The sequence below is a fragment of the Gelidibacter salicanalis genome (assembly GCF_016469035.1).
In the GTDB taxonomy this organism is placed as follows: domain Bacteria; phylum Bacteroidota; class Bacteroidia; order Flavobacteriales; family Flavobacteriaceae; genus Gelidibacter; species Gelidibacter salicanalis_A.
Genome location: NZ_JAEHJZ010000047.1, coordinates 21,765 through 42,077, shown reverse-complemented (window position 1 = coordinate 42,077; position 20,313 = coordinate 21,765). Strand labels below are relative to the sequence as shown.

The 20,313-nt window shown below is 36.6% G+C and carries 15 protein-coding genes; 8 read left to right on the top strand and 7 right to left on the bottom strand.

From position 1 onward, the window contains the following. Positions 1-54: 54 nt before the first annotated feature. The 3 genes from JEM65_RS17535 to JEM65_RS17525 are packed head-to-tail and all read right to left on the bottom strand — an operon-like array spanning position 55 to position 3,561. Positions 55-1,359: a (Fe-S)-binding protein gene (locus JEM65_RS17535; RefSeq protein ID WP_199602468.1), complete on the bottom strand. Its 1,305-nt coding sequence runs from the start codon at positions 1,357-1,359 to the stop codon at positions 55-57. A gap of 10 nt (positions 1,360-1,369) precedes the next feature. After that, positions 1,370-2,362: an MlaD family protein gene (locus tag JEM65_RS17530; RefSeq protein WP_233530718.1), complete on the bottom strand. Its 993-nt coding sequence runs from the start codon at positions 2,360-2,362 to the stop codon at positions 1,370-1,372. A gap of 53 nt (positions 2,363-2,415) precedes the next feature. Further along, the gene (locus JEM65_RS17525; protein WP_199602466.1) at positions 2,416-3,561 is read right to left on the bottom strand and encodes an N-acetylmuramoyl-L-alanine amidase; all 1,146 of its coding nucleotides are present in this window, start codon (positions 3,559-3,561) and stop codon (positions 2,416-2,418) included. 87 nt (positions 3,562-3,648) lie between these two features. On the opposite strand from JEM65_RS17525, the gene JEM65_RS17520 reads away from it, so the two are divergent. Together JEM65_RS17520 and JEM65_RS17515 are read left to right on the top strand one after the other, a co-directional pair. Next, a complete protein-coding gene (locus JEM65_RS17520; protein WP_199602465.1) occupies positions 3,649-6,411 on the top strand; it encodes a putative LPS assembly protein LptD in 2,763 nt (920 codons plus the stop codon). A 44-nt stretch (positions 6,412-6,455) separates the two neighbouring features. Further along, entirely contained in the window at positions 6,456-6,836 is a 381-nt protein-coding gene (locus JEM65_RS17515) for a Rid family detoxifying hydrolase (protein WP_199602464.1), read from the top strand. Between the two features lie 112 nt (positions 6,837-6,948). On the opposite strand, the gene JEM65_RS17510 is transcribed toward JEM65_RS17515, so the two are convergent. The 4 genes from JEM65_RS17510 to JEM65_RS17495 all read right to left on the bottom strand — a co-directional run bounded on the left by JEM65_RS17510 (position 6,949) and on the right by JEM65_RS17495 (position 14,496). Continuing rightward, the gene (locus JEM65_RS17510) at positions 6,949-7,812 is read right to left on the bottom strand and encodes an N-acetylglucosamine kinase (RefSeq protein WP_199602463.1); all 864 of its coding nucleotides are present in this window, start codon (positions 7,810-7,812) and stop codon (positions 6,949-6,951) included. Between the two features lie 79 nt (positions 7,813-7,891). Continuing rightward, positions 7,892-8,893, bottom strand: a complete 1,002-nt coding sequence (gap, locus tag JEM65_RS17505) for a type I glyceraldehyde-3-phosphate dehydrogenase (RefSeq protein ID WP_199602462.1) — start codon at positions 8,891-8,893, stop codon at positions 7,892-7,894. A gap of 90 nt (positions 8,894-8,983) precedes the next feature. After that, complete coding sequence (gene pfkA / locus JEM65_RS17500) at positions 8,984-9,970, bottom strand: 6-phosphofructokinase (RefSeq protein WP_199602453.1); 987 nt, start codon at positions 9,968-9,970, stop codon at positions 8,984-8,986. Between the two features lie 137 nt (positions 9,971-10,107). Continuing rightward, the gene (locus JEM65_RS17495; RefSeq protein WP_233530717.1) at positions 10,108-14,496 is read right to left on the bottom strand and encodes a translocation/assembly module TamB domain-containing protein; all 4,389 of its coding nucleotides are present in this window, start codon (positions 14,494-14,496) and stop codon (positions 10,108-10,110) included. Positions 14,497-14,620: 124 nt separating this feature from the next. On the opposite strand from JEM65_RS17495, the gene tsaD reads away from it, so the two are divergent. The 6 genes from tsaD to JEM65_RS17465 all read left to right on the top strand — a co-directional run bounded on the left by tsaD (position 14,621) and on the right by JEM65_RS17465 (position 20,232). Further along, positions 14,621-15,643, top strand: a complete 1,023-nt coding sequence (tsaD, locus tag JEM65_RS17490; RefSeq protein ID WP_199602448.1) for a tRNA (adenosine(37)-N6)-threonylcarbamoyltransferase complex transferase subunit TsaD — start codon at positions 14,621-14,623, stop codon at positions 15,641-15,643. A 19-nt stretch (positions 15,644-15,662) separates the two neighbouring features. Continuing rightward, the gene (locus tag JEM65_RS17485) at positions 15,663-16,376 is read left to right on the top strand and encodes a 16S rRNA (uracil(1498)-N(3))-methyltransferase (RefSeq protein ID WP_199602444.1); all 714 of its coding nucleotides are present in this window, start codon (positions 15,663-15,665) and stop codon (positions 16,374-16,376) included. 185 nt (positions 16,377-16,561) lie between these two features. Then, a complete protein-coding gene (locus JEM65_RS17480) occupies positions 16,562-17,230 on the top strand; it encodes a DUF4159 domain-containing protein (RefSeq protein WP_199602442.1) in 669 nt (222 codons plus the stop codon). Between the two features lie 104 nt (positions 17,231-17,334). Next, complete coding sequence (locus JEM65_RS17475; protein WP_199602440.1) at positions 17,335-17,841, top strand: TrmH family RNA methyltransferase; 507 nt, start codon at positions 17,335-17,337, stop codon at positions 17,839-17,841. 85 nt (positions 17,842-17,926) lie between these two features. Continuing rightward, positions 17,927-19,015 (top strand): AI-2E family transporter, encoded by a 1,089-nt coding sequence (locus JEM65_RS17470; protein WP_199602438.1) that lies wholly within the window; start codon positions 17,927-17,929, stop codon positions 19,013-19,015. Positions 19,016-19,050: 35 nt separating this feature from the next. Next, positions 19,051-20,232: a THUMP-like domain-containing protein gene (locus JEM65_RS17465; protein ID WP_199602436.1), complete on the top strand. Its 1,182-nt coding sequence runs from the start codon at positions 19,051-19,053 to the stop codon at positions 20,230-20,232. The last annotated feature ends 81 nt before the right edge of the window (positions 20,233-20,313 follow it).

Here is a 20,313-nt window from a genome sequence, read left to right as displayed (position 1 = left end):
CTCCATAATTGGATTGCCTTTGTTGAATCTTCGATTTCCTATTTACACAGGAATTTAGGCTTCATTTTTCCAGTTCAATCGGTCCATTTGATTATAAGGCCATGGTGCTCCATTATTTTCAACATTGGTCATCATAGTATTCAATTCCATTGGTGCTGCAGATTGCTCCATGACCAAATAGCGTCGCATTTCCATAATAATGGATAACGGATCAATACTTACCGGACAGGCTTCTACACAAGCATTACATGTGGTACACGCCCAAAGCTCCTCTCGTGTGATATAATTGTCCAATAGCTGTTTGCCATCTTCTTTAAAGGTTCCGTTGTTGGCATCAATGTTTTTCCCCACTTCTTCAAGACGGTCTCTCGTGTCCATCATGATTTTACGAGGCGACAGTTTTTTTCCAGTTTGGTTTGCAGGACACTCACTTGTACAGCGGCCACATTCCGTACAGGTATAGGCGTTAAGTAATTGTACCCAATTCAAATCCTGAACATCACTAGCTCCAAATTTTGCAGGCGCCTCTGTACTTTCTGGTTGTGCAGCAAAAGGATCAATATTCGGATCCATCATCATTTTGACCTCATTGGTCACAGATTCTAAATTATCCAATTCTCCTTTCGGCTTTACCTTTCCGTAATAGGTGTTTGGGAATGCTAAAAGAATATGTAAATGTTTAGAGAAATATAGGTAATTCAAGAATCCTAAAATACCCAAAATATGTAACCACCAAGCGGTACGCTCTACAATATGAATCGCGTTTTCTGAAAGTCCGCTAAACAACGGAGCTATAAACTGACTGATGACGTTGCCATTGTTCATGGCTTGGAATTGCAAATCTGTGGCATTCATAACTAAAAACAATAGCATGAGCACCATCTCAATATAGAGGATATAGTTGGCATCATTTTTTGGCCAACTTGTCATTTCTTTAGCCCAAAACCTTTTAATTTTTACAATATTACGTCGTATCCAAAAAACGATTACAGAAACAAAGACTAAAAGTGCCAATACCTCAAAAGCGCCAATAAGTACGCCATAAAGTGGACCTATGGAAGAAAAGATACGATGTGTACCCGCCAAACCGTCAATGATAATTTCTAAAACTTCAATATTAATGATGATAAAACCTACATAGACAATGATGTGTAGAAAGCCCGCGATTGGTCGTTTTACCATTTTGCTCTGACCTAAAGCGATCATTGCCATATTTTTCCATCGCTGCGAGATATTATCACTCACATCTACATCGTGACCTAATTTAATATTACGGATTAGCTTTTTTACATTTTTTGCAAAATAACCAATGCCTATAATCAGTGCTACGGCAAAAAGGATATTTGGAATGTAATTCATCAGGAGTTGGTTAGTTGTTTTCTAATTCTATACGAATCTCTTCTGGTTGTGTCTTCTCATCTTCAATAATGTTGCCTTCTGCGTCAAAACGCTTTGGTTTCTTGCCGAAAACAGAAAAATGCACATAACGTTTCGGGTTCAACTTAAAGTCTTGTAATAATTGTTCTAATTGTAGGGACGCAGACTCAAGATTCACATAAAGTTGGTCATCGTTAAGCATTTTGCCAAGAGATCCTTTCCCATCTTTTACACTTGCCAATAAGTCGTTAACTTCTTGAAGGGTTTGATCGAGACTTGCGAAGGTTTTGGAGATTTCAACTTGTTTAAATTCTGTAGTAATTTCTGCAAGATTCCCAGAAACTGTATCAAAATTATCAATAGCTGAAGTCAAGGATGCATCGTTTTTAACAACCAAAGCACTCATGGCCGTAGATACGCTTCGAAATGAAACGATGGTTCTGTTCAATTCAGCAATGGCTGCTTTTAGACCATCTTCATTCTCATTAATAATCAGCTTATTAAAGTTGGACATAAGAGAATCGGCGGTTTGTAAGGTCACCCCTAAATTGCTGCTGATTCCCGAAAAGTTTTTGGTTAAACTGGTGATAAGTCCTTCTTCTATTTCTGATTCTATAAAATCGCCATCCTCTGCAAGTTCTGGTCCGGGCATTGGCACAATTGCCAAGGCATTCCCGCCCATAAGGCCTGTTTCATACATCCGGATCTTACTGTTTTTTGAAAACTTAACATCCTCAGTAATGACAATAGCTACAATGGTTTTACCCGTTTTATCGTCATATGTGATTGCTTCAATTTTACCTATTTTATTACCTTTAATAGTCACTAAAGAAGAGGAACTCAAGGCGTTATAATCAAACTGTGTATAATAACGATTGTGCTTCTTTAAGATGTTGATGCCGTTTAAGTAATTGATCGTAAAAATCATTAGGAGAATCCCTAGTATTACGAGTATAGCAGTTTTAACTTCTCTTGTTATTTTCAAAGTCTTTGAGATTTAGTTGCACAAAATTAGGTATAAATATATTAAGAATCTTTTTAATTTGAGGGAGATTTTAGAACCTGAGAGAGCTCTATACGTTTGCCATTTTGGTAGGCAACAATAAATGAGGAAGGATATCCTTGGGCTTTTGCAACTTCCGCGAGTTTTTTAACTTCATTAAAATCAGAAGAGTAACCATAGTAATATTTAAATAATTTGCCCTCCTTTTCTCTTGAAATATTTTGTAAGCCTTTAAAATTAAAAGACTTTGGCTCTATTTTATTGGAGCTTGCTGCTAATTGGACTTTAAAAACCGTGTTTGCATAAACCTCTGCTGACGTCTCATCAGGTTTGATTTCTTCGGTTACAGCCTCTTTAATACTTTCAACGTCCGTGATATCCTTATAGACGTTTTGCCCAACATTTCTGTCAAGGATCATTTTGTAATCCATAACCCCTTTGTAGATAGATAGGGACATTTCATTTTGCCCTTTAGAAGAATTTAAGTAAGCGCCTTCAGGCTTGTAAGTTAAAAACCCCGTTTCTACTAAAATACTCGGCATATAAGTGTTGTGCAACACCCAAAACCCAGCTTGTTTTACGCCTCGATCCGTGCGTTTCAAATTATTCGTAAAGTTATCCTGAACCAATCGTGCCAATTGGGTACTCTGGTCCAAATAATCTTCCTGCATCAAGGTCAAACCAATAAAGGATTCTGGAGCATTGGGGTCAAACCCGTCATAATGTGATTTATAGTCTTCCTCCAAAAAGATAACCTCATTCTCCTTTTTGGCTACTTCAAAGTTGCGCTGGTTGGCGTGCAAACCCAAAACAAAGGTCTCAGTACCATGAGCACTTGAGTTGTGTGCGTTGCAATGTACAGACACAAATAAATCAGCATCGGCGTCATTTGCTATTTTAGCACGCCCCCTTAAAGGCACAAATACATCCGTGGTACGGGTGTAAATAACTTTAATGTTAGGGTGTTTTTCTAATGCCTTACCAACAGTAAGGACAATATTAAGTGCAATATCTTTTTCTTTATAACCATTTCCAGTATTACCAGGGTCCGTGCCCCCATGGCCTGCATCTAAAACTACCACAAATTTGCCTTTATTTTTCTGAAAGGCATGGGCAGACGATATAAAACTGGAGAATAAAAATAGCTGTAATACGAAAATGTAATGTAGGTGCGTTCTCATAAAGGTTTAAACGAATAAAAAACTCGGTTTATTTTAATTTCAAATTTTAAATGAATAATAATTAATCACAAAAAAATATATGTAATTTTGACTTTTCAAAAACCGAGCCATACTTTTACAAAAATACACTTAAAAGCATTGCATACAAATAGCTTTCATATTCTTTTTTTTCTGAGTTTTACAGTGTTTGTTAATACTTTGGGGTTCGCTCAAGAAATTCCTAAAAAGCAAACACCGATATTACCAAAAACAGAAAATGATTCTATGCGGGTAACTATTGATGTGGATAGTTTATTGAAGCCTACCGCCAATCTTAAGGAAACCGATAGCATACTACAAGACACCCTTCCTAAAAAGAAAGAATTTTTGACTGATGTAGTTAATTATAAGGCATTAGGCTATGTCTCCCTCAATCAAAAGTTTAAGCAAACTACCTTATATGATCAAGCTGAAGTAAACTATCAGGATATGGAGATTAAGTCCGGTATTATTGTGATTGATCATAATAAAAACTTGGTATATGCTGGACGTTTAAAAGATTCAGCTGGAGTGTATTCTCAGGCGCCTACTTTTAAACAAGGTGCCAATTTAGTGGAACCGGATTCCATAATTTTTAATACAGAAACCAAAAAAGCCCTTATTTTTAATTCGAGAACAGAGCAAAGTGGGGGTTACATCATTGCCGATATCACCAAAAAGGAGAATGATTCAGTATATTTTATAAATCGTGGAAAATTTACCACGTCTGAGAATAAAGAAGATCCGGAGTTTTATTTTTTAATGCGGAAGGCCAAAATTGTGCCCAATAAAAAAGTGGTTACAGGGTTGACCAATATGTACATCTATAATGTGCCAACCCCCATAGGCTTGCCGTTTGCCTATTTTCCGTTGACAAAAAAGCAGACTTCCGGGATCCTCTTCCCTACTTTTGGTCAGGATAGCAGGCGTGGTTACAACCTGCAAAATGGAGGTTACTATTTTGCAATTAGTGACTATGTGGATTTAGCGGTGTATGCTGATTATTACACCAACGGTAGTTATGGGCTACGTACAGAGAGTAGTTACGCCGTACGTTATAAATTTAGAGGAAATTTTGGATTTAGGTATGAGAACTTAATCAATAGCGAACGCGGTTTTCCTGATTATTCAAAATCATCGATATACAACCTTAGATGGTCTCACTCTCAAGATTCAAAAGCGAATCCGAGTTCGCGTTTCTCGGCTTCCGTCAACTTAGGGAGCAGTAAGTATTACCAAGAGTCGGTTAATCAGATTAACGCGTCCAATTTCTTGAACAACACCTTATCCTCTTCTGTGTCCTATGCCAAGTCATTTACTGGGGAGCCACAAGTTAATATGAGCGTTACCGCTACCCATTCACAAAACACAAGGACCCAGCAAATAGACATGACCTTGCCTACCTTTCAGGGAAGTGTGAGTAGGATTTTTCCATTTGCACCAAAAGTGGGCACTAAAAAAGGGATTATTGATAATATCAATTTTCAATATAACGTCAATGCTCAAAATAGGATCAGCACCACAGATTCTCTTTTTTTTAAAAAGGAAATGTTTGATGATGCCAGAGTTGGCGTGCAACAAAGCATCCCCATTTCCACAAATTTTAAGGTCTTTAAATATTTTAGTGTGAGTGCTAGTACCAATTTTGAAGAGAATTGGACCCTGAATACAGTGCGTAAATATTATGATGAAGGAGAAAACACAATTTTAACCCAAGATCTCACTGGTTTTGACAGTTTTAGAACCTATAATTTTAGTACTAGTGTGGGTACTACTATTTATGGAATGTTCAATCTTGAAAAGAAAGGAAAAGACACTAAGATTAAGGCTATTAGACATATCATGAGGCCTTCTATCAGTTACAATATTAACCCTGCATTTGATGAATATTATGATTCTTTTGATTATATCACTGCTAACGGCGATTTAACGCGGGCAGAATACAGCAGGTTTGAAGAGTCGCTATACGGGTCTCCAAATAAAAACTTTTCCAGTTCTTTAGGACTGAGTTTAGGGAACAATTTTGAAGCTAAAGTAAGAGACAGAGACTCGACCAAAACAGAACCTAAAAAAATCATTTTATTGAATAACCTTAATTTTTCAACCTCTTATAATTTTGCGGGCGACTCTTTACAATGGAGTCCGGTGAGGGTTTCAGGAGGTACCCAATTGTTCGATAATCAAATGAGTGTCAATTTTGGGATGACTTTAGATCCGTACGCGCTCGATAATAATAACCGACGTGTAGACAAATATAATATTGCCAATGGTGGAAGCTTATTCCGATTGACTTCAGCAAGTATGAACTTAAGCTACAGTTTGAGCAGCGATAGTTTTTCAGGAAAAAAAGAGCCTGACCAACGCGCCATTGATGAATCAGTAAGAAGTGGTGGTCGTGCCGATGACTTATTTGGAAAACCCCAAAACTTTGCTGATGACCGATTGGGCGATGAAGATCGTGACAAGGAAAAAGAAGTCGATTCTGAGTTTTATAATTTCACAATCCCGTGGAGTTTGCGTATTGCCTATGCTGTCAATTACTCCAATAGTGCACGACAAAGTGAAATATCTTCAAATTCTTTGATGTTCTCCGGAGATATTGATCTCTCGCCACGATGGACGGTTGGCGTGTCTTCAGGATACGATTTTAAAAACCAAGGATTTACGTATACACAATTGCGGTTTGAGCGTGATTTGATGAGCTGGCGCATGAATTTTAGTTGGATTCCATTTAGCGAGCGTAGTTCTTGGAACTTCTTTATTGGTATCAAATCGAGTTTATTAAAAGACATCAAATACGACAAACAACGTGAACCGGATCAACGGTTATAGTTTAATTTTATAACACTCTAATTAGTAAGTAAAAGCTATCAATTATGAAAAAAATTATCAACACTCCTAATGCACCTGCACCTATAGGGCCTTATAACCAAGCAATTTTAACAGGAAACACACTGTATACCTCAGGTCAAATTGCATTTGATCCTAAGACGAACGAATTGGTCTTGGATACTATTGTTGCCGAAACAAAGCAAGTGATGGAGAATCTTAAAGCTGTTTTAACGGCGGCCGACATGACGTTTGAAAACGTTATTAAGGCGTCAATTTTTATTAGTGATATGAATAACTTCGGACAGATTAACGAGGTGTATGGCACCTATTTTGACGCAGAAACAGCGCCGGCCAGAGAAACTGTTGAAGTAGCCAACCTTCCAAAGTTTGTGAATGTTGAGATCAGTATGATTGCAGTAAAATAAAGACATTCCGTTTACGTTGGTTAATGGGATTGTTGTCCAAACCACAAAAAAAAAGCAGTGCTCTTTAATAAGAACACTGCTTTTTTAGTAAAATTAGAGAAAAACTGAAGTTTTAGCTCAATTTTTTTGTATGGTAGGCGACCAAACCTTCAATAGGCCGGCGTATAAAGTTTCCTGCTGTAAACCCCATTTCTTCTGCCACCTCTTTGATTTGATGTTTCGCAAAAAACGCAATAGAGCCGGCAAAATGTACTGGCACCTTTTCTACTTCATCCTTATATTGAAAAATCATATTTTTTGCAAACAGACGGATGCCATCCTTAATCATATCCTGGATATAGGTAGAATCAATATTCAAGAACATGAATTCAGCAAAATTTGCTAGATATGCATTAGGGCTAGGCTGTTTATAAAGGTTGTATTTGATATAATCAGCATCCATATTATGTTTGTCAGCAAAAGAAACTCTAATGGTTTCTGGCATGTGCTTAAAATAATAATCACGTACCATTTGCTTCCCAAAATAATTACCTGACGCATCATCCATTAAGGTATATCCCAATGATTGAACGCGTTGCTCTAAATCTGTACCATTATAATAACTACAGTTGGAACCTGTACCCAAAATACAGACAATTGCAGCCTCATCATCATCATTAAGCGTTGCTCTTACAGCAGCCATGGTGTCTTCTGTAACTTCAACTTCTGCATTGACGAATATATCTTCCAAAACACGTTTTAAAAGTAATTTCGGATTTTCAGTACCACAACCTGCACCATAGAAGAATATATGGGTAACATCTTCTTTGTTCTTCATCAATTCTTCACTCTTACGGATAATCTTATAAAGTTTCTTTTCCTTAAGAATTTCAGGATTTAAACCGCTAGTGCGTATTTTTTCTTGAAGTTGTTTGCCATTATTGTCTACTGAAATCCAATCGCATTTTGTAGAACCGCTGTCAACTATTAATCTCATGTGTATATGGAATAAAAAAATCCGTATAAGTTAAGCGATACTTAAAAAGCAAAAACTTATACGGATTTTATGGAGTTACTTATATTGAGTGGATGTGTTGTGCTAATTCAACTAATTTTGTAGAATATGCAAATTCATTGTCATACCATCCCACAATTTTAAAGAATCTCGAGTTCAATTCAATTGAAGCATCAGCATCAAAGACACATGTATTTGTTTCTCCGACAAAATCTTGAGACACTACCAATTCTTCAGTATATCCAACCACACCTTTCATGTCGCCTTCAGAAGCATCTTTAAATGCTTTTTTGATTTCTTCTAAGGATGTTTCTTTAACTGTTCTTACCGTTAAATCTACTACAGATACATCGGCCGTTGGAACACGGAATGCCATCCCAGTCAATTTTCCGTCTAATTTAGGGATTACTTTACCAACAGCTTTGGCTGCACCGGTAGATGCAGGAATAATGTTCATTAACGCACTTCTACCACCTCTGTAATCTTTTTGAGATGGACCATCAACCGTCAATTGCGTTGCTGTTGTGGCGTGTACTGTGGTCATTAAAGCTTCTTCAATACCAAAATTATCATCCATTATTTTAGCCATTGGCGCTAAGCAGTTGGTTGTACATGATGCGTTAGAGACAATCATGTCAGATGTTTTAACGTCTTTATGGTTAACACCCATAACAAACATTGGAGCATCTTTACTAGGTGCAGAAATGACTACTTTTTTAGCACCTGCTTCAATATGGTAATGTGCAGATTCCATTGTAGTGAAAATTCCTGTACAATCTGCAACAACGTCTGCTCCTACTTCATCCCATTTAAGGTTACGTGGATCTCTTTCTGCAGTCACACGAATGGTTTTTCCATCCACTACCAAATGTCCGTCTTTGACTTCAATTTCACCGTCAAATCTACCGTGTACAGAATCGTATTTTAATAAATATGCTAAATGTTCTACTTCTAACAAATCGTTAATTGCTACGATATCTACATTCGGTTTGTTTAATGTTGCTCTAAAAACGATTCTTCCAATTCTACCAAAACCGTTAATTCCTAATTTTAAATTTGACATCTTCTTTCTATTTTTATTACTATTATTATTTATGTTTGAGTAGTGCATATTGTGTCTTCTGATGCGCTTTACTCTTATTTTTAAGGATTATTACGTGGACATGATCTCAGACACGCGCAACAATTCCCTGTCTATTTGCGTTTTACCTTTAACAGCCTGTTCTAAAGGTGTCAAGGTCATTTTGTTGTTGATAAGGCCCACCATATAATTAGACTTGCCTTCCAATAAACTTTCTACAGCTTTTACACCCATTCTACTCGCCAATACCCTGTCAAAACAAGATGGAGGTCCGCCGCGTTGCATGTGGCCCAACACAGAAACTCTAACGTCATATTCGTCTAAATTGGTTTCTACATAGTCTTTCAGTTCAAACACGTTTTTGCCAATCTTATCGCCTTCGGCCACCACTACAATACTGGAAGATTTTCCCGAGCGTTTACTGCGTTGTAAGGACTCTAAAAGACGTTCAAGACCTAGGTTTTCTTCAGGAATCAAAATCTCTTCGGCACCAGCGCCCACACCAGCGTTTAATGCAATATGGCCAACGTCGCGCCCCATAACCTCTACAAAAAATAAGCGGTTATGTGAACTTGCTGTATCTCTAATTTTGTCAATACACTCTACCACGGTATTTAAAGCAGTGTCAAAACCAAGGGTATGTGTGGTTCCAAAAATATCATTATCTATAGTGCCTGGGATTCCAATAATTGGAAAGTCAAATTCTTTATTAAAGACCAATCCGCCATTAAAGGTCCCATCTCCACCAATAACTACCAAAGCCTCTATGTTGACATCCATAAGTTTTTGATGTGCAATTTTACGCCCTTCAGGTGTTCTAAATTCTTTTGAACGTGCCGATTTTAAAACCGTTCCACCCTTATTGATAATATCTTTTACACTACGGGCATCCATAGGTTTGAAATCTCCTTCCATCATACCTTCATAGCCACGATAGATCCCTACACATTCTACATTATGATAAGCGCAGGTTCTGACAACGGAACGAATGGCTGCATTCATTCCTGGAGAATCACCTCCAGAAGTCATAACCCCTATTTTTTTTATGCTTTTTGACATTTATATTTTTGTTAGAAAAGTAAAACTACTAAACATATATTATAAATATGGTAGGATTTATCATATTTTAAGCAGTAAATTAAAATTCAAACGTTTTCGTTAATAACTATATAACAATTGTTTAAAAAAAACGGGCATCAATTCTCCTCTTCGTCTTTTTGAGCTTTCATTTTAATGAATTCAGAAAGCGGTTCATCTTCTCTGGCGACTATTTTTTTCTCATCCACAACGGCCTCTTTCTTTCTGTTCTTACCTTCGAATATGATTCTTAACAACTCTCTAAAAGTATCAAATTCTACGTTATAAGATAATCCCACTCCTTGGGTGTAACCAATTTCTTCGCCAAAATTCCGAATGTTATTTTCTCTGTTGAAAAATTTTGCAGACAAGGTTCCGTCTTCGTTCAATAAGAGTTCTATTTCAGCATCTCCCGCAATTACTGTTTCATTGACCCCGCCAATTGGCACTCCTACTTTACCGTTAAAAAGTACCCGATCGCTAATTTTGGTACTTAAGGTCAGCCCTAAGCGGTCATCTGTTTTATAATCTGGTGTTTGTTCTCCTGCCTGAAAATTCACACCGAATTTGAGCTTGTCATCGTCACTGGACAGTAAGCCGTTAAAGAGGCTGTTCACACGGTCTGCAATGGTGCCATACGCTTGCTGACCTAAACTGATCTCACTGGCAAATGATCCTGTTGCCAATAAAAATAGTGCTTGATTCTCTCTGCTTTCTTTAGTTTCGAGGCGGTATTCCAATTCTGATTTTACAGTAGAACTTGCGTTTGGAAAGGTTACCGCAAAATCTGGTGTTGGCTGCTCCAACTGTCCCGTTAAACTGATTTCTACATTTACAGGAATACTTCGATTGATGGGGTTATCCAATAAAATTGACGGATTGGCCTCGGTTTTATAAATTGCTTTAAGATTGATTTGAGCTTTTAAGGCGTCACCTTCCCAAATTATGCTGCCGCCTGGCTCAACAACCAAGTCTTTTTGAATCAGACCCCCATAGGAGAAGTTGTAAATCCCTTTAAATACCGAAAAATCACCCCACATTTTAAATTTCCCGTTGGTATTGATTTCAAACAAGAGGTTGCCTTCTCCATTGCCCTGAATGGTACTTCCTGAGTTTCTATCAATTACAATCTCAATGTCTGCATTTTGATTCACGTCTAAGTCAAACTTCAACTCTAGACCTTTTACTTGTGTTTCTGTAATAACCTCACCTCTTAAGCGTGCGGCCTTCTCTTCTGGACTTAAAAATTTTATATAAGAGTTGTCTCCAAAACTTTCAACATCATTTAACGGAATTTTAAATACCGTGCCTTCTGAAGTACTTCCGTCAACGGTAATTACCAACTGATCCGTTGGCCCGAAAATGCTGGCCGTACCATTCATAAATGCGGTGCCGTAGTATAGGGCATCTTCAGCATCATCAGTATTTAGGACCAATAATCGGTTGGTGTCAATGTTCAATCCGAGCTTCCAATCAGAAAAATTTTGGTGAGACATGTAACCGTTTAAGGTGGCTTTAGAAAAGAATTCTGAATCTGTAAGCACCACGTCATTTAATATAAAACGCTGTTCTTTTAAAGTGACTTCCGTATCAAAGTCAAAGGCGTAATCCACATTTAAATATGGAATAGCCATGCCTGCATTGTCCAATACTAACTTACCTTCAATTTGTGGTTTTTTCAAATCTCCGGTTACTTTTACGTTCCCTGACGCCAGTCCTCTAATATTATTAATGACATCAGCGCCAAAAACGTTTAGCGGCTCTAAATCGAATTCGTCAAAGTCAATGTCCAGATCAATATTAGAATTGTTGGCACTAACGTCAATGTTTCCTGTAGCGTCCAATGATTTTAGGTTGTCATTGCGTAAAAACAAATCGACTTCATAATTGGTGAGCGACTGATTGCCCACAATATCAGCCTTTAAATCGCCCAATAAGTACTCATTAAATTTAAAGTTGTCAATGGTCACATTTGAATTTGGGACATATACCCCGTTTTGTTGAAGCACATCTAAATTACCATTGAGAATACCACCAAATGACAGGCTATCTAGCGTTGGTGTAATCTTATCTAAATATACATCCTTAAAGCTCATTTTAAGATCTTTATACGTCGAATCCCTAAACGCTCCTGCTATTTGAATTTCTTCATCTTCATGACTAAATAGCACGTCAGAGATATTAAACTCTTGAAACCCTCTATCAAAAGCGACTTTGTTTAGTTGATCTTTGTCTTCGTTAATAAACCACTTATTGTCTTTGATAACAATATCAGATTTTTTAAAACCAACAACAGATTTGTTCTCCTCATCAATGGTATAGAACAAACTTAAATTGAATTGGTCTTTATTTCTCTTGCCGCCACTAAATTCAGATTTGATAAACAGGGTATCCCTAACTGTCACATTAATCAAACTGAATTTGGAGATATTATAAAAGTTGGTGTTGATGGAGTCTACTTCTATAAAGGTGTTGAAAAGTGGATTGCTATTGTCTATGGTCACCTGAATATCATTAGCAAAATAATCGAGCAATTTGATTTGGGGCGAATTGAATGATAAATCGAATCCCCTTTCATCGCTTTCAATACGTCCTTTCAGGAAGGTGTTTTTTCCGAGCTCTAAATCATGATAAAAAACTTCCACAATTTTGTTGTAAATGGTAAAATTGAAATCTAAATACTGCTCCGTCAAAATTTTATGCGGTACATAGTTTGTGTAGATGCTACCAATTGAATTTTCAACCAGTTTACCAATATCTTTAAATTTAAAAATACCGCTGACAGTCCCTTGAACAATATCAGGAGAATTGATTTCTATGATGCGTTCTTCACCATCAAAACGGGAGGTGATCTCAAAATCTTCAAAATAGTAATAATCCTGTTCATTTATATAGGTCGTGTTTTGAAAGGTCAACTTGCCATAAGCATCGTCAATTGTGGAACCGTCCATATCCATAAAGATGTTGCCCATAAATACTGACATGCTATCCTTTTTTGCAAAGTTCAGGGCTTTTAAATTGGCATATTCCACATTTGCCGTAAAATCCATAGAGCGGACATTCTTAGACATGTCTGCTAAACCGCTAAATCTGAATTTAAAGTTTTCATCGTGGGAGACCAAATTCCCGTTGAATACCTTGTTTCCCAATTGTCCTGAAACATCAATGTTTTGATAGTTATAGTTGTTGTAATTGATACTGAACACCTGACCTTTTACGTTGGTTCTTAAATTCTCGAGTGTAAAACCCTTCCCATCAACATCGAGGTCAAAACTAGTTTCTGCAATGTTTGGATCATTTAAAAGCTCTCCTACATCAAAATTTTCGACAATAATATTCCCTTTATAACTGGCATTGTCAATATCATTAAAACGCAATAAATCCAAATTCGCATCAATATGCCCAAGTGCCGTATTTATTTTTAAATCGGCATAAATGTCTGTAGCCGTAATTTCAGTTTTTCCGTAAATCGTAAAACTTCCCAATTTTGAAAACACACTAGGGACGGAAGCTCCCAAAACATTGGGCATTAAGGATTTTAAATCGTAATAATTTGATGAGAGATTACTAAAATCGCCGGCCATGGCAAATGTGTTATTCTCACTATTGAACAAGTTCTTAAAATTGATATCACCATAAATCTTGGTCTGACTGCTGGTATTGAGTCGGAGGTTATTCATGTCTAAATCATTCAACGTTCCCGTTAAATTAACACTAAAAGTGGCATGATCTTTAATACTAAATTCATTGTAAAAGGTATTCAACTCATTAAGCATGACGTCAGAATCCTTAAAACTTGCAATAACTTCAACTTTATTGGTAAAATCAATAAAATCTTCTCTGTTATACTTAAAGGTCAATTCACCGTTTAAATACGAGTTGGGCGTTTTTATGGACAGATTTGCAAAGGTCATATACTCCAAAGTGTATTCAAAATCAGTCACCATATTTTGAATGGTCAATCCTCTACTATCCCTAAAAGTTAGAGTATTGATTCGGGCACTCACGTTGCTCCCATTGATTAGGAAATTGGTAGCGTTAAGGTTGAGATTGTTAAACTCTAAAAGTTTAGGAGTTTCCTTATTGTCATTGATCATTCTGAAGACACTGCTATAAATCGACACATCACTGGACGACAGTAAAAAGTCGCTTTTCTTAGTCGGATTATCCTCAACAAACCGTTTTACAAATACATCTAAATTTGTTTCCGCTTCCCCCAAATACGTTCGGACATTGAAGGTGAGCCCCTGGATGTCAACATCTCCAAAAGCCAATTTACCATTGATAAGATTTTTATAGCTTCTAATTGAAGTATTCAACTCATCAATGCCAATAAGGGTGTCTTTTTTATAATCTTCAATATAAACACCCTTAAGTTCCACATCGCCGTTTAATTGTAGCGCTACTTTATTGATATAAATGTGCGTTCCGTAAGTGTTATTGATGCGTTGTGTGACCTTTTTACCGAGATAGGTTTGAACTGGTGGAATAGAGAGAATCAGCACCATAATGATGAATAGCAATACGATTATTGCTACAATTTTAGATGCTATTTTTAAAAGTTTTTTGATACGTTTTAAAAGTTATAACTTTGGAGTCAAAATTAACAATTATTGTGCCTAATTCTTACTAATGCCTACACAAAATATTTATATTCTTGCTATTGAGTCTTCCTGTGATGACACGGCGGCTTCTGTAATGCTTAACGGCAAAATCCTGAGCAATGTTGTGGCGGGTCAAAGTATTCATGAAGCGTACGGTGGTGTGGTGCCAGAACTGGCATCTCGAGCCCATCAGCAAAACATTGTACCAGTTGTAGATCAGGCCTTAAGCAGGGCTAATGTTGATAAAAGCCAACTGAGTGCCATTGCCTTTACACGTGGTCCGGGACTCATGGGATCTCTATTGGTGGGTACCTCGTTTGCAAAATCGTTGGCTTATGGACTCCACATCCCCTTGATTGATGTCAATCATATGCAAGCGCATATTTTGGCGCATTTTATTGATGAAGAAGGATTTGAAAAACCACCTTTTCCCTTTTTGGCGATGACCATCTCTGGCGGACATACCCAAATTGTGCAAGTGAATTCTTATTTTGATATGGACGTTATTGGCGAAACCATTGATGATGCGGTTGGTGAAGCCTTTGACAAAAGCGGAAAAATATTAGGATTGGGCTATCCTGCCGGACCAGAAATTGACCGACGCGCAAAATTGGGTAACCCTAAAGCTTTTAAATTTACGAAACCCAGAGTTGACGGACTCAATTTTAGTTTTTCAGGATTAAAAACAGCCATTCTGTATTTTATTCAAAAAGAAGTCAAGGCGAATCCCAATTTTATTGAGGAGCGTTTAAATGATATTTGTGCCTCCATTCAATATACCATTATTGGTATTCTGATTGATAAACTGAAACTGGCAACCAAACAAACAGGCATCACCCATATTGCAATTGGTGGCGGAGTGTCTGCCAATACTGGCATTAGGGAAGCGTTGAAAAACGGAGAAGCTAAATTTGGTTGGACTACCTATGTGCCTAAATTTGAATTTACCACAGACAACGCAGCCATGATTGCTATTGTGGGGTATTTAAAGTATTTGGAAGGTGATTTTGCAGCTCAAAATGTGATGGCGTCATCACGTCTCAAAATTTAAAATATTAGCAGAATAGAATATGCAGCTTTTTTACAACCCGATACTTACTGAAGAAACAACCCAGATCTCCTTTTCTAAAGAGGAAAGCAGACATATTGTAAAAGTACTTCGTCAAAGTGGTGGCGACAAACTTCAAATCACCAATGGAAAAGGTTGGCTGTTTATTGCTGAAATTACCATTGCAGATATAAAAAACTGTCAGGCAACTATTCTTTCCAAATCGTTTTCGCCGCCGCGGGACTATAAGATTCATTTGGCTGTAGCCCCTACTAAGATGAACGACCGTTATGAATGGTTTTTGGAAAAAGCTACAGAAATTGGAATTGATACCGTCACGCCCATTATTTGCGATCACAGTGAGCGCAAGGTGATCAAGAATGACCGATTCGAAAAAATTCTACAATCGGCCATGAAGCAATCGCTGCATTATTATTTGCCAACACTTGAGGAGGCTATCCCGTTTAATGAATTTGTGTCCACAGTATTTAACGGGAAAAAATTTATTGCACATTGTGAAGAAACCGATCGAAAATCTCTAAAGGCAAGTTTAGAATTACAGAAAGATGTTCTTATTTTAATTGGTCCGGAAGGCGATTTCAGTACTAAAGAGATTTCACTGGCTAAAGCCTTAGGTTTTGAACCGGTCATGTTAGGAAGTACACGTTTGCGCACAGAAACAGCAGCCGTGGTAGCCTGTCATAGCATTGTTTTTTCAAATGAACCATTAATGTAAGTAAGAAGGTGTAATCGTTTTATTAATAGTAGATTATTAATTTTATTTTAAATTTATATTTCTTGATAATATGCTCTGTTATCACTCCTTGTTGTTGTATACAAACTGATTTTATATGTCTGCGTTTATTCCTTTTAATTAAACACTTATAACCTTTTGATTGTTTTTATTTCTATTTTTGGACTATGACATTTAGCGTGACCTTATCGAAACAAATTTTGGTTTGTTTGATCTTTAGTGTCTGTGTTGCAAATCCACTATTTGCGCAAGACATTGCCGTTTTAAAATATAAAGGAGGTGGAGATTGGTATGCAAATCCAACTGCATTACCAAACTTGATTGCATATTGTAATGCAAATATTAATACAAAAATCAATCCTAATCCACAAACAGTGGAGCCTGACAGTCCAGATATTTATCAATTTCCATGGATTCATATGACAGGTCATGGTAATGTGTTTTTTAGTGAAAATGACACTGAAAATCTTAGAAACTATCTCCTTTCTGGCGGATTTTTACATATTGACGACAACTATGGTATGGAACCTTACATTGTTAAAGAGCTTAAAAAAGTATTCCCAAATAAAGAATTGATGGAGTTGCCAAAAACACATCCCATTTTTAGTTCCGTATTTAATTTCCCTGAAGGGCTTCCAAAAATTCATGAACATGATGGTAAACGACCGCAAGCTTTTGGGATTTTTGAAAATGAAAGGTTGGTATTATTATTTACCTATGAAAGTGATTTGGGTAATGGCTGGGAAGACGAAGAAGTCCATAATGACCCTATTGAGGTAAGAGAAAAAGCTTTGAAAATGGGTGCCAACATTTTGAAATATGTTTTTGAAAACTAATGCAACTGTCTTTTAGATAATGCCATAACTGATTTTAATCAACAATCTATCCTTTTTCAAATATTCATCAATCACCAATCAACAATCACCAATCATCAATCCCTATGCAACTCACCCATTATACCTCCAAATTCACCCAGAAAGTGTTTCCTATTACATTAGTTTGTGAAAACGTGACGAACGTAGCCAATATTGGAAGTTTGTTTAGAACTGCTGATGCGTTTGGGTTAGAAAAAATCCTTTTCTGTGGAAGCCCAATTCCCTTAGGAAGGAAAATGACAAAAACGTCCCGCGCTACTGAAAAGTATGTACCCTATGAAATGCACCAGAATGCGTCTACACTTTTAAAAGCTCTCAAAACATCAGGGTACCAAATTGTGGCACTAGAAATAACCGAGACCAGTAGGTCACTTAACAGTTTTAAATTTGGAGTCAATCAGCCTATTGCCTTACTTATTGGGGATGAAAATTTTGGAATTTCTGACGCCTGCTTAAAGCTGGCAGATGCTATTATTCATATTGAAATGTTCGGACAAAATAGTAGTATGAATGTTACACAAGCAACCAGCATAGCCCTGTATGAGATTACAAAGCAACTGAAGGGTGAATAGAGATTATGCACATAGCATACAAAATATTTTGAAAACCGTTAAATTTTATATCAACCGCAACCTATATTTGGGTTATATTTAAAACATGAAATCGAACATCATCTCTAAAGGACTTTTAAAAACCCTAGCCATCGTATTTGGCATTATAGTACTCATTTATTTTCTTTATCAGATTCAATCGCTCATTCTCTATTTATTTATAGCTGGCGTTATTTCACTTATTTTTAGACCGGTCGTTTATTTTCTTAAGAATAGACTACGACTTGGGAAAACCCTCTCGTCCATTATAACGCTATTATTAATAGGAGGTCTATTCGCTTTGATTTTGTGGATTTTTGTTCCAATTATATTAGAACAAAGTAAAAGCATTTCAGAAATTGATTTTGAGATGGTCAAAACAGATTTGAATGAATTGAACATTCAGGCGAGCGAATATCTTGGTGTTGACAAAATAAACATCATTGAGGCCATTAAGCGCACTGACTATGTAAGAGATTTTGATTCTGAAATCGTGGAGAGTTTTGTTGATATATTTGTAAACAACATCACCTCTTTTATTGTTGGCCTATTTTCCGTCTTGTTTATCTCATTCTTTCTATTGAAAGATGAACGCATGATTTCCAATGCCGTGGCCGTATTTGCTGAAGAGGGAAAAGAACGTCGCTTTATAAGAGTTTTAGATAAGGTGAAGGAATTATTGTCTCGATATTTTATTGGTCTTATGGTTCAAACGACAATCATAGCCATTTTCTATCTATTATTATTAATATATATAGACGTTAAAAACGCACTTGCCATCGCAATTATTTGTGCGTTCCTTAACATTGTACCGTATTTAGGGCCTCTTCTTGGCGGGGTGGTTATGATTTTAGTAGTGGTTTCTAATAATTTAGGCGCCGATTTTTCATCAGATTTATTACCGCTACTTGTAAAAGTCATGATAGGAGTTGGTATTGCACAGCTTATTGATAATCTCATTTCCCAACCAATAATTTTTAGTCACAGTGTGCGTTCTCATCCTTTAGAAGTATTTATTGTCATTATTTGTGGTGGGTTATTATTTAGTATTCCAGGAATGATATTGGCTGTTCCAGTGTATACCACGCTTAAAGTTATTTCAAAGGAGTTTCTGTCAGAATATAAAATTGTAAAACATTTAACCAAGGACCTCTAGTTTCTTTTTAATAATTTCGCGATAAACCGATAGTAATGAATGCAGCTATTCTAGAGCCTCATGTGCAAGAGTTTATCAACACGCATCTTAAAATTGCTGCCACTGCGTTGATTTTAAAAGGTGTTCCTTTTCAGGATGTGTCTGTACAAGAGGTAGTAGAACAGATAGAAGCAAAAAATAAATGCGAAAAAAAACTACCCCACTGGTTTCTACAACCCGGAATTTACTATCCCAATAAATTAAATATTGAACAGACGTCTTCTGAAACAACTGCGGAATATAAAGCCTCATTAATTGAAGGAAACACGCTGATTGATCTCACAGGTGGGTTTGGTATTGATGCGTATTTCTTTTCGAAACAGTTTAAACACGTGACGCACTGCGAATGGAATGCCATCTTAAGTGCAGTTGTCCGCTATAATTTTAAAACCCTCAACATCACAAATATTGAATGTATAGCAAGTGACGGATTAACACACCTTGAAAACTCTAGTATTACATATGATTGGATTTACGTTGATCCATCAAGACGTCATGACAGTAAAGGGAAAGTGTTCTTTTTAAAAGATTGTTTACCAAATATCCCGGAACATTTAAATGCACTTTGGTCGCATTCAAAAAATATCATGATCAAAACGGCGCCATTATTAGATCTTACGATGGGATTAAATGAGTTAGAGTTTGTGAAGACTATTCATATTATTGCCGTTAAAAATGAGGTAAAAGAATTACTGTGGATTTTAGAATACAGTTTTGATGGCGACATTGAAATTAAAACCACAAATTTAAAAGCACAGCATTCAGAACAGTTTAATTTTTTGATGAATGAGGAGTCTAATGTGGTAGCTCAGTATAGTGCTCCACTGGCCTATCTTTATGAACCTAATTCGGCCATTCTTAAATCGGGAGGTTTCAATTCTTTAACCACGGCATTTGCTGTTAAAAAATTGCAGCAACACTCTCATTTATATACTAGTGAGACTTTGGAGGAATTTCCGGGAAGGATTTTTGAAATACTTAAAGTTGTGCCCTATAATAAAAAACAAGTTAAAGCCCTGTCAATTGAAAAGGCAAATATTACCACAAGAAACTTTCCAGAAACGGTTCAAAATCTTCGTAAAACCTTTAAAATTAAAGATGGTGGTAGTCAATATCTTTTTTTCACTACCAATCTGGACAATGAAAAAATTGTAATAAGCTGTACCAAGGTGCTTTAAAATGAATCGAGCTGAATTACCCTAGTCATGTGTTTCCACATTATTGGCAATTCAGCTGATTATATAAAGAGTTGTCGAAAT